This window comes from Rhodococcus sp. HNM0563 (assembly GCF_012726195.1).
GTDB lineage: Bacteria > Actinomycetota > Actinomycetes > Mycobacteriales > Mycobacteriaceae > Rhodococcus.
In genome coordinates this window covers 222,681-236,374 of sequence record NZ_JAASAF010000002.1, presented here as the reverse complement: position 1 = coordinate 236,374, position 13,694 = coordinate 222,681, and the positions used below count along the sequence as shown (strand labels likewise).

Below are 13,694 nucleotides of genomic sequence, written 5' to 3'. Positions count from 1 at the left end.
GCGCCCAGTGAGCCAACGGGAGTGGATCGAGAAGGACTTCTACAAGGATCTGGGCGTTTCCTCGTCCGCATCGGCCGACGAGATCAAGAAGGCCTACCGCAAGCTGGCACGGGACCTACATCCCGATGCCAACCCCGGCGACTCCGCCGCCGAGGAACGTTTCAAAGCGGTCAGCGAAGCCAATGCTGTGCTGTCCGACCCTGCCAAACGCAAGGAATACGACGAAACCCGTCGCCTGTACGCCTCGGGAGGCTTCCCCGGTGGCGGCTTCCAGCCCGGCGGCGGCGGATTCTCCGGAAGCAGCACCTTCGACCTCGGAGACCTGTTCGGGGGAGGCGCGGCAGGCGACGGTGGGCTCGGCGACCTCTTCGGCGGCATGTTCAATCGCGGGGGAGGCGCTGGCGGGGCAACCCGGTCGCGTCCGCGTCGCGGCAGCGATGTCGAGACCGAGACCACCCTCGACTTCCGTGACGCCGTGCTCGGCGTAACGGTTCCGCTGCGCATGACCAGTCCCGCGCCGTGCACGACGTGTCACGGTAGCGGCGCAGAACCGGGCACGAGCCCGCGTGTCTGCCCGCGCTGCAACGGAAGTGGCATCGTCTCGCGCAACCAGGGCGCATTCGGTTTCTCGGAACCGTGCGACGACTGCCGCGGCAGCGGCTCGATCATCGACAATCCGTGCCACGACTGCCACGGATCCGGCGTGCAGAACCGCACACGGACGATCACCGTCCGCGTTCCCGCGGGCGTGAAGGACGGATCCAAGATCCGTCTCGCCGGGCAGGGCGAGGCCGGACTGCGTGGCGCTCCTTCGGGCGACCTGTTCGTCACCGTGCACGTGCGCTCCGACAAGGTGTTCGGTCGCGAAGGCGACGACCTGACACTCGTACTTCCCGTCAGCTACGGCGAACTCGTGTTGGGCGGCACCGTGTCCGTGCCGACACTGGAAGGTCGTGTCGGGCTGAAGATTCCGCCTGGCACCGCAGACGGACGAGTCATGCGCGTCCGCGGGCGCGGTGTCGCCAAGCGTGGCGGCGGCTCGGGCGATCTGCTGGTGACCCTCAAGGTGGCGATCCCGCAGAACCTCGACGACAAGGCGACCGAGGCGCTGCGCGCATATCTTCAGGCCGAAGAGGCCGGTGGATTCGATCCGCGTGAAGGATGGGCAGGTGCACGATGAGCGAGACACCAGGTTTCCGTAACCCGCCGGACCCGGATGCACGTGTCTATGTCATCTCGGTCGCGGCCGAACTCGCAGGAATGCACGCGCAGACGCTGCGAAACTACGACCGGCTCGGACTGGTGACCCCACACCGCACCAGCGGTGGCGGTCGCCGGTATTCGCCGCGCGACGTCGAACTGCTTCGTGAAGTGCAGCGACTCTCGCAGGACGAGGGTGTCAGCCTCGCAGGCATCAAACGGATCATCGAACTGACCAATCAGGTCGAGGCGCTGCAGCAGCGGGTCGCGGAGATGTCGGTGGAGGTCGCCCGGCTCCGCTCCGCACGACGCGAACTGGTTCCCATCCCGCGCAGCAATGCACTGGTGGTGTGGAAGCCGCGCGGACAGCGCGACTGATGACCGTATCCGCTGCCACGTCAGTCTCCCGATCAGCGGAATCCCACGACCGGAAAGCTTTCCACGCGGGCACACTGTGGCGTGTTCCACAGTACCGATCAGCGGAAGGCATCAAGCATGGTGGATTGGGCGGAAGAAACCGACGTACTCGTCGTCGGATCGGGAGCCGGAGGCGCCTGCGGCGCTTACACGGCAGCACGTGAAGGACTGTCGGTCACCCTCGTCGAAGCGTCCGAGTACTTCGGCGGCACCACCGCCTACTCCGGGGGCGGAGGCGTCTGGTTCCCCACCAATGCCGTGCTGAAGCGCGCCGGCGACGACGACACCATCGAGGATGCACTCGAGTACTACCACGCCGTCGTCGGCGACCGGACGCCCCAGGAATTGCAGGACGCGTACGTCCGCGGCGGCGCACCTCTGATCGACTACCTCGAGACCGACGACGACCTCGCGTTCATGCCGTACCCCTGGCCGGACTACTTCGGCAAGGCACCCAAGGCGCGCGCCGGAGGACGTCACATCGTGCCGACGCCGCTGCCGATCGCCGACGACCCGGAACTCAACGAGTCGGTCCGTGGCCCGCTCGGCCGCGAACGCAACGGCGAAGCGCTACCCGACATGCTGATCGGCGGCCGCGCCCTGATCGGCAGGTTCCTCATCGCGCTGCGCAAGTACCCGAACGTCCAGTTGCATCGCAACACCCCGCTCGAAGAACTCGTCGTCGAGGACGGGGCCGTGGTCGGTGCGATCGTCTCGAATGGTGACGAGCGTCGCGCGATCCGTGCGCGCAAGGGCGTCGTCCTCGCGGCCGGCGGTTTCGACCAGAACGACGAGATGCGCAGCAAGTACGGTGTTCCTGGCGCGGCCCGCGACTCGATGGGTCCGTGGTCGAACCTGGGCAAGGCACACCAGGCCGGTATTGCGGTCGGTTCCGACGTCGACCTCATGGGCGAAGCGTGGTGGTCTCCCGGACTGACGCACCCGGACGGACGCTCCGCGTTCGCGTTGTGCTTCACCGGTGGCATCTTCGTCGACCAGGACGGAAAGCGCTTCACCAACGAGTACGCCCCCTACGACAGGCTGGGTCGCGAGGTCATCGACCGCATGGAAAGCGGCGACATGACGCTGCCGTTCTGGATGATCTACGACGACAGCCGCGGGCCGGTGCCCCCTGTCGGGGCGACCAACGTTCCGTTGTCGGAGACCGAGGAGTACGTCGAGAAGGGCCTGTGGAAGACGGCCGACACCCTCGCCGGCCTCGCCGAGCAGATCGGTGTTCCGGCGGCAGCGCTCGAAGCGACGGTCGCGCGGTTCAACGAACTCGTGGTCAAGGGCGTCGACGAGGACTTCGGCCGCGGTGACGAACCCTACGACCTCGCCTTCACCGGCGGCGGTTCGGCGCTGGTCCCCATCGAGAAGGGCCCGTTCCACGCGGCACAGTTCGGTATTTCCGACCTCGGCACCAAGGGCGGACTGAAGACGGACACCGTTGGGCGAGTTCTCGACACCGAGGGCACCCCGATCGCCGGCCTGTATGCGGCAGGCAACACGATGGCGGCGCCGAGCGGCACCGTCTACCCCGGTGGCGGCAACCCGATCGGCACGAGCGCATTGTTCGCGCATCTGGCCGTGAAGGACGCTGCGACCCGCTGACCTACGAAAGAGAATGTGGCCGAACGTTGCTCGCCTCATGGGGAGCGGCGTTCGGCCACATGCGGATTCAGGGGCGGCTGACTGTGTAGGTCACCTTCATGAAGGGAAAGCCCGTCCCCACGTGCGACGCGATGGAGTAACCGTGCCGGTTCGGTCCGTCGATCCGCGTGCCGTCTGCATTCGCAGGACCGGTGCCGTAATTGTTCGACATCAGCGCGACGTGCCCGTCGCCCGGCATCGTGTAGGTCACCTGGATTCCGAGCCCGCGCCGATCCGTAGCGACAGCACTGATCGTCTCGGTCGCATGTGCTGCAATCACCGTGGCGGGTTTGTCGACCCACCGCCCGTACTCGTTGCTGTCGCCGGAGTAGATCATCGGCGCGTCACTGGTGTTCGTGACGGTCATGACGATGGTGGGGCCGTCGTCGGGAAGTCCATCGGCACCCGCGGTCGCGGGCGCGGTGAGGGTCGCGGCGGCGAATACGGCGGCGGCAATGACGCGGGTGCGAAGTTTCATCGTGCTCCTGCGGGGTCTCGGTGCCTACTGCGAATGGCCGGCTGGCCGCCAAAGTGTACCCACGAGTAGATGTCGACGCGATTACCTTCCCATTCCCGATTCCCTCCCCTGTAGGGCCGAATGTCACCTTCGGCTACTCGAGGTGCATAAAGGTGACATTCGGTCAATGGTCAGGCGGGGACCAGCCCGCTGACCTGCGCGACCAGTTCGAGCGACCGCAGCCACGCCGCACGACCCGGTGCCGACGACACGACGATCAGTTCGTCGGCCTGCGCGCGCTCGGTGAACCGGTCGAGGTAGTCACGCACGTCGTCGGCGGTACCGACGGCGGTGTAGCGCAGCATCGTGAGCACCTGCATTCCGGCGGGGGAATCGAGCAGCATGTCGATCTCCTCGTCGGTGAAGGTGCGGCCGCGCCCCACCATCTGCACGACGCGCTGACGCTTGGTCTGCTCGAACAGCTCCGCGGCCTCGTCGGCAGTGTCGGCTGCGATGACGCCGACACCCGCGATCACGTGCGGTTCGGGATGCTGCTCCGACGGCTGGTACTCGTTCCGGTACAGCTGCACCGCCTCTTCGAGGGATTGCGGCGCGAAGTGCGACGCGAACGCGTACGGCAGACCGAGCAGCGCGGCGAGCTTCGCACCGAACAGGGACGATCCGAGAATGTAGAGCGGCACGTCGGTGCCCTTGCCGGGGATCGCGTCGACGCCGGGGATGCGGGAATCACCACGTAGATAAGCTTGGAGTTCGAGCACGTCCTGCGGAAAGCTGTCGGCCGACGACGGGTCGCGGCGCAGCGCCCTCATCGTCTTCTGGTCGCTGCCGGGTGCGCGACCGAGACCGAGGTCGATACGCCCCGGGTGCAGTGTTTCGAGGGTGCCGAACTGTTCGGCGATGGTGAGCGGCGAATGGTTGGGGAGCATGATGCCGCCCGCGCCGAGCCGGATCGTCGAGGTGTGTGCGGCGACGTGCGCGATCAGCACACCGGTCGCCGACGACGCGATCGTCGGCATGTTGTGGTGCTCGGCATACCAGATCCGTCGGTAACCCCACTCCTCGGCGAGCTGGGCCATCTTCACGCTCGCCTCGAAGCTGTCGCGTGCGGATTCGCCCTTGCCGATGTGTGCCAGATCGAGGATGGAGAGGGGAACGGTCACCGAGAGATCCTTCGCGTCGGGGCCCGGCACCGGCCGCCGGGCACACCTTCGGTGCAACCCGTTCCCGGCGACCGCTATTCCGCCTCGTGTGTCACATGTGCTCGAATGTGCCGTAATTGCCGCGGTAGAACAGCAGCGGGCTGTTCGGGTCCAGGGTGGTCAAGCCGGTGACGCGGGCGACGACGATGGTGTGGTCGCCTGCGTCGTGCTCGGATTCGACGACGGCCTCCACGCGAGCGAGGGCACCGTCGATGGCGGGCGCACCGTTGTCACCGGGAGACCAGCGGACACCGCGGAACTTGTTTCCGCCGCTCGTCGCGAACGCCCCGCACAGCGTGCGCTGGCTCTCGGCGAGCACGTTGATGGCGAGTGTGCCGACCTCACGGATCTTGGGCCAGGTCGTCGAGGTGCGAGCCGGGCAGAACGACACCAGCGGTGGTTCCAGCGACACCGACGTGAAGGACTGGCACGCGAAACCCAGTGGCTCGTCACCGTCGAGGGCGGTGATCACGGTGACCCCCGTGCAGAAGTTACCCATCACATCGCGCATCGTGCGTGGATCCAGCACTGCATGTTCCGCGGTCATACTCAGCTCCGTTTCCGAGATCGTCGTTCCTCCAGTGTCCGGTACTCGATCGACACGCGTGGATGGGGCTCCCGATCAGTGGTCGGACACGGCGTAAAATACCGGCCTCTCGCTCAACGGGAAACTGTATCCGTGCGGGGATCGGGTCGTCGTAGCGTCGCGCACATGTCAACAACCGAGAGCATCCCGTCTGCGGATACTGTCCGCGCCACCATCGCCGGATACATGGCCGCGTTGGAGTCGGGCGTGTCGGCGACGATCGCCGCACTGTACGCCGACGATGCGACCCTCGAGGATCCGGTCGGCTCCGGGACGAAGGTGGGCAGCGAGGCCATCGCGCAGCACTACAGCGCGCTCGACGGCACCCGACAGAAGGCCGAGTTGCTGACCTTGAAGATCAGCGGGGCGAGCGCAGCCTTCCACTTCCGTGTCACCACCCCGATGGGCGACAAGGTCTACGAGGCCGAACCGATCGATGTGATGACCGTCGACGAGTCCGGTCGCATCACCTCGATGCGTGCCTATTGGTCGCCTGAGGACATGAAGGTGCTGTGATGCCTGAAACCGAGTTGACGCTCACGGCGGCCGAGCAGGCGATGGCGATCGAGGAGATCAAGCGGGTGTTCGCCGCTCGGCTCCGGGTGATGGACAACAAGCAGTGGGAGCTCTACCCCACCCTGCACACCGAGGACGTCGTCAGTGAGACGTTCCGCCTCGAAGGCGGCGACCACAGTCACCTGCCGCCCGCGGAGCGTCCCGGCGCAGTCGTGGGCCGCGAGCCGCTCAAGAACATGATCCAGCAGTTCCTCGACGGCGAGATCACCGTGACCTCGGCCCACCACGGCCACAACCCCGAGATCACGCTCACCTCCGACACCACCGCGACCGGCATCTGGGCGATGGAGGACGTGCTGTGGTGGACCAACGGCGACGTGGAGGAGCACCTGCACGGCTGGGGTCACTACCACGAGGAATACCGCAGGGTGGACGGGACGTGGCTGATCAGCTATCGCAACCTCACGCGTCTTCGCGTCGATCACACACCGGCGTTCTATTCGTATCGAGGGAGATGACCGCCACTGTTGTCGGCGGCGAAACGGGGGCAGGGCAGTGCGCTGCACTGCCCGCGCGGACCGAGGAGTTCGGGATCGAATATCGGCGCGAGTGTTGCGCTGTGGGGCATCCCGGTGGTCGGGATCATCCGTTCCGATGGTGAAGTGGCTGGCCTAGCGTCTTCCAACACGTTGTGACACTCAGGTACAAGGAGAATTCTCGATGGTGAAACGCGCCGTACCGCCCCTGACTCCCGCCCGCGACACCACCGTCGACCTGCTCGTGATCGGCGCGGGCACGGGCATGGCTGCGGCCCTGGCGGCGAACGAGCGTGGCCTGTCGTCGCTCATCGTGGAAAAGACCGAGTACGTGGGTGGCTCCACGGCCCGATCGGGCGGTGCGTTCTGGATGCCCGCCAACCCGGTCCTGAAGCAAGCACGCACCGGCGACACGGAAGAGCGCGGTCGCACCTACGTGCGCTCGGTGGTCGACGGCACCGCGCCGGTCGAGCGCGGCGACGCATTCGTCGACAACGGCGCCGAGACTGTCGCGATGCTGCAGCGCACCACGCCGATGAAGTTCTTCTGGGCCGAGGGCTACTCGGACTACCATCCGGAGCGTCCCGGTGGTGCTGCGGTCGGCCGCACCTGCGAGTGCAAGCCCTTCGATCTCTCCCAGCTGGGTGCGGAACGGGGCCGTTTGCGTCCCGGCCTGATGGAGGCGGGCCTGCCGATGCCCACTACGGGCGCCGATTACAAGTGGATGAACCTGATGACGAGGATGCCCGTCAAGGGCTTCTCGCGGATCTTCCGGCGCCTCGCGCAGGGTGTTGCCGGACTCGCCCTCAAACGTGAATACGTGGCCGGCGGGCAGGCCATCGCGGCGGGGCTGTTCGCGGGTGTGCTGAACGCGAACATTCCGGTGTGGACCGAGACGTCGCTGGTGCGGCTCGTCAAGGACGGCGAACGCGTCACCGGTGCGGTTCTCGAGCAGAACGGCCGTGAGGTGACGGTGACCGCACGCCGCGGTGTCGTCCTCGCGGCAGGCGGCTTCGATCACGACATGGAGTGGCGTCACAAGTTCCAGTCGGAGTCGCTCGTCGCGGGCGAGAGCCTCGGCGCCGAAGGCAACACCGGCGACGCCATCAAGGTCGCGCAGGGGATCGGCGCCGATGTCGACCTCATGGACCAGGCGTGGTGGTTCCCGGCTGTCGCCCCGGCCAAGCCGGGCAGGCCGCCGCTGGTGATGCTCGCGGAGCGTTCGCTTCCGGGGTCGTTCATCGTCGATCAGACCGGTCGCCGCTTCACCAACGAGTCGTCGGACTACATGTCCTTCGGCCAGTTGGTTCTCGAGCGGGAGCGCGCGGGAGATCCGATCGAGTCGATGTGGATCGTGTTCGACCAGAAGTACCGCAACAGCTACGTATTCGCGGCGGGACTGATGCCGCGCCAGCCGATTCCGGGTTCGTGGTTCAAGGCCGGTATCGCGCACAGTGGTGCGTCGGCGGCCGAGCTTGCAGAATCGATGGGCGTACCCGTCGACGCGTTCACCGAGCAGTTCCGCCGGTTCAACGATGACGCGGCAGCAGGCACGGACGCAGAGTTCTCCCGCGGCGGGAGCGCTTACGATCGCTACTACGGTGATCCGACGATCGAGCCCAACCCGAACCTGCGACCGCTCGACCAGGGCCCGTACTTCGCTGTGAAGATGACACTCAGCGACCTCGGCACCTGCGGTGGTCTGCGCGCCGACGAGCGCGGCCGTGTGCTGCGCGAGGACGGCGACGCGATCGACGGCCTGTATGCGATCGGCAACACCGCCGCCAACGCGTTCGGAAACCGTTACCCGGGTGCAGGTGCCACCATCGGCCAAGGACTCGTGTACGGCTACATCGCGGCACACGACGCCGCCGACTCGAAGGTCGCTCGCTGACAGTGCTGGGCATGGACCGGGTCGCCATCGCGGACAGTCTGTTCGCGTTGGCGACCTGTCTCGATGAGAAGGACTGGGTGACGTTCGCTGCGTCGCTCACAGACGACACGAAGTCGTACGGTGTTGTCGGTGTTGCGGAAACTGTTGCACGCGTCCGGTATTGCCTCGACGCGTGCGGTCTCACCCAGCACTTGATCGGCAACGTCCGGATCGAGCAGGACGGAAGCGACGTCGCGGTACGCAGTAGTTTCCGGGCGTTCCACACCGGGATCGGCGACCTCACCGGTGCCACCTACGAATGCATGGGTGACTACGACGACCGGTGGCGTCGCACTGCTGACGGGTGGCGGCTCGCTGCGCGCACCGTCCGAATCCGCGGCGAACTCGGCGATCGTAGCGTGATCGGCCTGTAGCCGATCACGCCGCGACCGAAAGATCAGTACGGGTCGAAGCGGATGTTCTCGATGGGAGTACCCGACTCGGTGAGCCGCTGCACCGTCGTCTGCACCATGGCGCCGGGTCCGCAGACGAGCACCTGGTGATCGCCGAATGCCCCGTATGACGTGACAATCTCGTCGAGGCTGCCCTCGAGCAGCTCGTCGGGATCGGCGCCGATATCGCCGATGCGGGAGAGGATCCGCTGGTGCCACGGGTCGGGTACCGACGGGTCTTCGACGGACTCGACGACGGGGACCACGGTCAGCCACGGCAGCGCCTCACTGATGAGTGAGAGCATGTCGGCGGCGTACAGATCGCGGGGCGATCGCGCGCCGACGAACAGGAACGTGCGAGGAGGATTCTCGCGGCGGGCTGCGTCGAGGATCAATGCACGCATCGGCGCCAGGCCGGTTCCTGCGGCGATCATGATGGCGATGCGTCCGGTGTCGTCGAGGTGGAGATCCCCGCCGCGAGGTGAGGTGATGCTCCATACGTCGCCCGGTTGGGTGTCGGAGACGATGGCGCCGCTGACCCAGCCGCCGGGGACGGTACGGACGTGGAATTCGAGCTTGCCGTCCATCGATGGTGGCAGCGCGGGGGACAGGCGTCGCGGCAGATTCGGGCGTTGGGGAACCGTCACGTCGACGTACTGGCCCGCACGGAACGGCACCATGCTGTCGGTGCATTCGAGTCGGATGACGGCGAGGTCGTGTCGGAGGCGGTGGTGCTCGACGACGGTCGCCGACACGGCGATCTCGGTTTCGGGCGCTGGCGACGTGGCCGACTGCATGTGGGAATCCTCTTGGGTGGTGGGCGCGCGGTGGTGCGGAGGGCTCGGTGCTGCCATGAACTCTAGGCGAGAATTCGGACCGGTGACAGAATGGAACATGTTTCAGTTTTTGGCCTCGAGCGGTTATCGTGACGGGCAGCATGTGATGGTCGCCATAACGACCTCTCGGCCATCGCACCGACGCCGCCACCATGATCGGAAGGATGCCGATGGCTGAGAAGTCCGTAGAGTCCGGGGAATACGCCGACCTGCATCGACCCGTCTACAACCCGGATCTGCTCATCACCGCGCTCGACCGCAGCGCCGACCGCCCCGCATTGCACCTGGGCGACGTAGTCCTGACGGGCGCGGAGATGCGCGCGGCCATCAGTCGCTACCAGCAGGCCCTCGCGTCGGTCGGAGTCGGGAAGGGCTCGTCGGTCGCAGTGTTGTCGAAGAACCGTCCCGAAGTTCTCATCAACATGGGCGCGACCATGATCGCCGGGTGCCGTAACAGCGCCCTCAATCCCATGGGATCACTCGACGACCACCTCTACATCACCGCCGATGCCGAGATCGAGACCCTCGTCTTCGATCCCGTGCACTTCGAGGAGCGCGCTGCGGAACTGAAAGCGCAGGTGCCGACGCTGAAAAATCTGTTCTCGCTCGGCCCCTCGAAGATCGCCACCGACATCCTCGCCCTCGCCGACACCTTCACCGAGCAGCGACTCGTCGCGGCGCATGTCGACGCCGAGGACACCTCGTCGATGGTCTACACCGGTGGTACCACCGGAAAGCCCAAGGGTGTGATGGGCTCGTTCCGATCCGGTGTCGCGCTTCCGCAGATCCAGATGTCGGAGTGGCAGTGGCCGGACCAACCTCGCTTCCTGATCTGCACGCCTCTCTCCCACGCGGGAGCCGCGTTCTTCATCCCCACGCTGCTGCGTGGCGGTTGCCTCTACGTATTGCCGTACTTCGAACCGGGCCTCGTCCTCGAGACGATCGAGAAGCACCGCATCGACGCCACCATGCTCGTCCCGACGATGATCTACATGCTGCTCGACCACCCGGACTTCGACACACGCGATCTGTCCAGCTTGCAGACCCTCTTCTACGGGGCCTCCGCGATGTCGCCTGCACGGCTGCGTGAAGGCATCGAGCGTCTCGGGCAGGTGTTCTTCCAGTTCTACGGTCAGTCGGAATGCGGCATGACCATCGCGGTGCTACGGAAAGAAGAGCACCTCGCCGACGATCCCGGCCGGCTCGCGTCGTGTGGCCGGCCGGTCCCGTGGCTCGATGTCCGCCTGCTCGACGACGACCTCCGGGAGGTGCCGCAGGGCGAACTCGGAGAGATCTGTGTGCGCGGCCCTCTCGTGATGAAGGGCTACTGGAACAAGCCCGACGAGACGGCCGAGGCGCTGCGCGGAGGATGGCTGCACACCGGCGACGTCGCGCGCGCCGACAAGCACGGATTCCTCACCATCGTCGACCGCAAGAAAGACATGATCGTCACGGGCGGCTTCAATGTGTTTCCCCGCGAGATCGAGGACGTCATCTCGGCACACCCTGCTGTCGCGTCGGTCGCGGTTGTCGGTGTCCCCGATCAGAAGTGGGGCGAAGCCGTGAAGGCGTGTGTCGTGCTGCGCGACGGGCAGGATGTTCCGGCCGACGAACTGATCGAGAAGGTGCGCGCAGCGAAGGGATCGGTGCATGCTCCGAAGTCGGTGGATTTTCTCGACGCCCTGCCTCTGACACCGCTCGGCAAGCTCGACAAGAAGACGCTGCGCGCGTCGTATCGGTAGTTTGCGCACGAAAGGTTGTGCGAGGAAATGACTTTCCCGGTGCGACGAGGTGAGATCGGTCACGTGGCAAGCGGAGTTCGTCGACTCGAGTGACCATTGTTTCCGGTGGCCGGGGATCTCGAATCGCCGAATCACCGTTGTGCATCGACCAGCGATGCACGGCATCAACCATCGGAGGGGGAATTGAAATGGGTTCGATCGCATCGCTGCTCACCGACGTGCTCGTGGGCGTCATCCTGGAACTGATCTCGTCGGGATCCGCCCAGTAGGTTCTGCACGGGAGTGTTCGATCCGGCCTTGTGATGGAAGTTTCCCCATCTCGCACGGGTTTCCTCGGGTCGTGAACCAACGGAAAGTCGCACGACGGGGGGAAGGTTGCGGACGGCCCGGGGTTTCGCCCGATATGCCCGATCTATCGAGGGCGGCTGTCGCCTGACATACTGCCTCGCATGGCGAACGGGGACCCCCAGCGGGTGGAAGTGCGAGTGCCGGTGGAGAGCGCGGACGAGGCTCTCTTCGGATCGGCGTTCAGTGGAGAAGGCGCACTGCGGCCGGTGGAGCCGGTGCCGCCGATCTGCTCGCGACACGGAGACCCGGAATCCGACCGCGTGCGGGTGACGATCAAGTCGGATCGGTCGCAGCCGGACAGTAGTGACAGCCGCCTGGGATCCGCACTTGCCGCGGCCTACACGGTGCAGGTGGCGGCAGTGGATTGGCCTGTCTGTGCACGATGTGTCACCGCACGTCTGCGCTGGCAGATCGCTGCCGCCGCACTCTTCACCGCGCTTGCGGTGCTGTTCTTGGGATTGGTCTTCGCGCTGCTGCAGGGCGCGCCTCGTCCCTACGGGTTCGCGCTACTCGGGGTGTTCGGGGTGTCTTTCATCCCCCTCTACGTCGCGCTGCGGATGATCGAGCACCGGCGAGCCGGCGTAGGAGTGACTCTTGCAGAAGATGGTTCGGCGCTCGTGGTGCGCGACGCGCACCCGGACTTCGCGCGCGCTGTCAGCCCGCGGGCGTGACCTAGAGCGGGTCGAAGCTGATGTTCTGCCGGGGCGTGCCCCCGGCAGACAAGGCGTACAGCGTCGTGCGGATCATCGACGGCGACCCTGCGATCTGGATCTGGTGATCGGACCACGATCCGAAACTTGCGACGACCTTGCCCAGCTTCCCCTGAATCGGCTCCTGCAGACCCCGCGGTGTCTCGCGTACGGGGACCGGATGCCAGTACGGGTTCTCCAGTTCCTCGGTGACGGGGGTGATCGTGAGCCACGGGTTGGTCATGGCGATGTGCCACAACGTTTCCAGATCGTAGAGATCACACGGGTAGTTCCCGCCGTAGAACAAGTGGGTGCGCGGATTCGTGCCGCGCATCGCCATCTCCATGATCTGGGCGCGGAGCGGCGCGAGGCCGGTGCCCGACGCGATCATGAGCACGTCCTGGCCGCTGTCACGGTCGACCTGCAGGCCTCCGAGCGGTGGGCCGATCGTCCAACGATCACCCACCGAGACCTCGCTGACGAGACCCCCGCTGACCCATCCCGTCGAGACGCGTCGGACGTGGAATTCGATCTGCCCCTGGGGATTCGGAGGGATCGCTGCGGACAGGTACCGCCACATCTGGGGGCGTTGCGGAATCTGGACACTCATGTACTGGCCCGCGTGGTACGGGATGGGGGTGTCGGTTTCGAGCCGGATGATCGCGAGGTCGGCGAGAACTCGTTCGTGGCCGACGACAGTGGCGCCCCATGCTGCGGGCAGATCGTCCTCGGCAGCGGCGACAGCCATCGTCTCGGTGAAGTGCGCGATGACTTCGGCCCACGTGCGTTCGAGAGCTGCGGTCCACAGGATCAGCGGCGTGCATTCGCGCACCGCGGTGAGCAGTGCGTGGCCGGCGGCGCGGAAGTGTTCGGGTCGGACTCCGTACTTGCGGTGATCACGGGCCAGTTGGCCGAGGAAAGCGTCCAGGCCGTACACATCGGTGAGTTTGTTGACCGCCCATCCGACTGCGGTCGTGAACCGCTGCCGCATGTTCTCCATGCCGGCGGGGAACAGTTCGCGCGTCCCTGACGTCTCGCTCCAGAGTGCGGTGTAGAATGCCGTGGCGAACCGCTCGGGCCCCGTCGGGGTTGCGGTGATCGATGCGAAGCTGAGTTGCACTCGGGCGATGGCGAACGCCTCCACGCCATCCTCCCACGTACTGCGCCAA

The 13,694-nt window shown here is 66.0% G+C and carries 14 protein-coding genes; 9 read left to right on the top strand and 5 right to left on the bottom strand.

The window, feature by feature from the left end:
- The first annotated feature begins 7 nt into the window (after positions 1–7).
- From dnaJ to HCA61_RS04990, 3 genes are all read left to right on the top strand, one after another.
- On the top strand, positions 8–1,180 hold the full coding sequence (gene dnaJ / locus HCA61_RS05000) for a molecular chaperone DnaJ (protein ID WP_169687073.1): 1,173 nt from the start codon (positions 8–10) through the stop codon (positions 1,178–1,180).
- Complete coding sequence (locus HCA61_RS04995; protein ID WP_169687072.1) at positions 1,177–1,578, top strand: helix-turn-helix domain-containing protein; 402 nt, start codon at positions 1,177–1,179, stop codon at positions 1,576–1,578. Before dnaJ ends, HCA61_RS04995 begins: the two co-directional genes overlap by 4 nt.
- A 117-nt stretch (positions 1,579–1,695) precedes the next feature.
- Positions 1,696–3,231 carry an FAD-binding protein gene (locus tag HCA61_RS04990; protein ID WP_169687071.1) on the top strand — a complete coding sequence of 512 codons (1,536 nt, stop codon included), beginning with the start codon at positions 1,696–1,698 and terminating at the stop codon, positions 3,229–3,231.
- Positions 3,232–3,298: 67 nt separating this feature from the next.
- On the opposite strand, the gene HCA61_RS04985 is transcribed toward HCA61_RS04990, so the two are convergent.
- From HCA61_RS04985 to HCA61_RS04975, 3 genes are all read right to left on the bottom strand, one after another.
- Positions 3,299–3,748: a hypothetical protein gene (locus tag HCA61_RS04985; RefSeq protein WP_169687070.1), complete on the bottom strand. Its 450-nt coding sequence runs from the start codon at positions 3,746–3,748 to the stop codon at positions 3,299–3,301.
- Between the two features lie 170 nt (positions 3,749–3,918).
- The gene (locus HCA61_RS04980) at positions 3,919–4,908 is read right to left on the bottom strand and encodes an LLM class flavin-dependent oxidoreductase (protein WP_169687069.1); all 990 of its coding nucleotides are present in this window, start codon (positions 4,906–4,908) and stop codon (positions 3,919–3,921) included.
- A 91-nt stretch (positions 4,909–4,999) separates the two neighbouring features.
- A complete protein-coding gene (locus tag HCA61_RS04975; protein WP_169687068.1) occupies positions 5,000–5,494 on the bottom strand; it encodes a flavin reductase family protein in 495 nt (164 codons plus the stop codon).
- Positions 5,495–5,659: 165 nt separating this feature from the next.
- On the opposite strand from HCA61_RS04975, the gene HCA61_RS04970 reads away from it, so the two are divergent.
- From HCA61_RS04970 to HCA61_RS04955, 4 genes are all read left to right on the top strand, one after another.
- On the top strand, positions 5,660–6,049 hold the full coding sequence (locus HCA61_RS04970; protein ID WP_169687067.1) for a nuclear transport factor 2 family protein: 390 nt from the start codon (positions 5,660–5,662) through the stop codon (positions 6,047–6,049).
- Positions 6,049–6,567, top strand: coding sequence for a nuclear transport factor 2 family protein (locus HCA61_RS04965; RefSeq protein ID WP_169687066.1), 519 nt, complete (start codon positions 6,049–6,051; stop codon positions 6,565–6,567). The genes HCA61_RS04970 and HCA61_RS04965 overlap by 1 nt, the downstream gene beginning before the upstream one ends.
- A 202-nt stretch (positions 6,568–6,769) precedes the next feature.
- The gene (locus HCA61_RS04960; RefSeq protein WP_169687065.1) at positions 6,770–8,479 is read left to right on the top strand and encodes a 3-ketosteroid-delta-1-dehydrogenase; all 1,710 of its coding nucleotides are present in this window, start codon (positions 6,770–6,772) and stop codon (positions 8,477–8,479) included.
- An 11-nt stretch (positions 8,480–8,490) separates the two neighbouring features.
- Positions 8,491–8,892, top strand: a complete 402-nt coding sequence (locus HCA61_RS04955; RefSeq protein WP_169687064.1) for a nuclear transport factor 2 family protein — start codon at positions 8,491–8,493, stop codon at positions 8,890–8,892.
- A gap of 23 nt (positions 8,893–8,915) precedes the next feature.
- Here the strand turns inward: HCA61_RS04955 and HCA61_RS04950 are convergent, their stop codons facing one another.
- Entirely contained in the window at positions 8,916–9,707 is a 792-nt protein-coding gene (locus HCA61_RS04950; RefSeq protein ID WP_169687446.1) for an FAD-binding oxidoreductase, read from the bottom strand.
- A 209-nt stretch (positions 9,708–9,916) separates the two neighbouring features.
- Between HCA61_RS04950 and HCA61_RS04945 the strand changes: the two genes are divergently transcribed.
- Together HCA61_RS04945 and HCA61_RS04940 are read left to right on the top strand one after the other, a co-directional pair.
- Entirely contained in the window at positions 9,917–11,488 is a 1,572-nt protein-coding gene (locus tag HCA61_RS04945) for an AMP-binding protein (protein WP_169687063.1), read from the top strand.
- A gap of 449 nt (positions 11,489–11,937) precedes the next feature.
- Positions 11,938–12,507, top strand: coding sequence for a hypothetical protein (locus HCA61_RS04940; protein WP_169687062.1), 570 nt, complete (start codon positions 11,938–11,940; stop codon positions 12,505–12,507).
- A 1-nt stretch (position 12,508) separates the two neighbouring features.
- Here the strand turns inward: HCA61_RS04940 and HCA61_RS04935 are convergent, their stop codons facing one another.
- Positions 12,509–13,669, bottom strand: coding sequence for an FAD-binding oxidoreductase (locus HCA61_RS04935; RefSeq protein WP_169687061.1), 1,161 nt, complete (start codon positions 13,667–13,669; stop codon positions 12,509–12,511).
- Positions 13,670–13,694: the final 25 nt, after the last annotated feature.

Coding starts and splice junctions, on each gene's coding strand:
- HCA61_RS04990 (WP_169687071.1), top strand. CDS start 1,696: ATGGTGGATTGGGCGGAAGAAACCGACGTACTCGTCGTCGGATCGGGA.
- HCA61_RS04945 (WP_169687063.1), top strand. CDS start 9,917: ATGGCTGAGAAGTCCGTAGAGTCCGGGGAATACGCCGACCTGCATCGA.
- HCA61_RS04955 (WP_169687064.1), top strand. CDS start 8,491: ATGGACCGGGTCGCCATCGCGGACAGTCTGTTCGCGTTGGCGACCTGT.
- HCA61_RS04985 (WP_169687070.1), bottom strand. CDS start 3,748: ATGAAACTTCGCACCCGCGTCATTGCCGCCGCCGTATTCGCCGCCGCG.
- HCA61_RS04970 (WP_169687067.1), top strand. CDS start 5,660: ATGTCAACAACCGAGAGCATCCCGTCTGCGGATACTGTCCGCGCCACC.
- HCA61_RS04975 (WP_169687068.1), bottom strand. CDS start 5,494: ATGACCGCGGAACATGCAGTGCTGGATCCACGCACGATGCGCGATGTG.
- HCA61_RS04965 (WP_169687066.1), top strand. CDS start 6,049: ATGCCTGAAACCGAGTTGACGCTCACGGCGGCCGAGCAGGCGATGGCG.
- HCA61_RS04960 (WP_169687065.1), top strand. CDS start 6,770: ATGGTGAAACGCGCCGTACCGCCCCTGACTCCCGCCCGCGACACCACC.
- HCA61_RS04940 (WP_169687062.1), top strand. CDS start 11,938: ATGGCGAACGGGGACCCCCAGCGGGTGGAAGTGCGAGTGCCGGTGGAG.
- HCA61_RS04995 (WP_169687072.1), top strand. CDS start 1,177: ATGAGCGAGACACCAGGTTTCCGTAACCCGCCGGACCCGGATGCACGT.
- HCA61_RS04950 (WP_169687446.1), bottom strand. CDS start 9,707: ATGCAGTCGGCCACGTCGCCAGCGCCCGAAACCGAGATCGCCGTGTCG.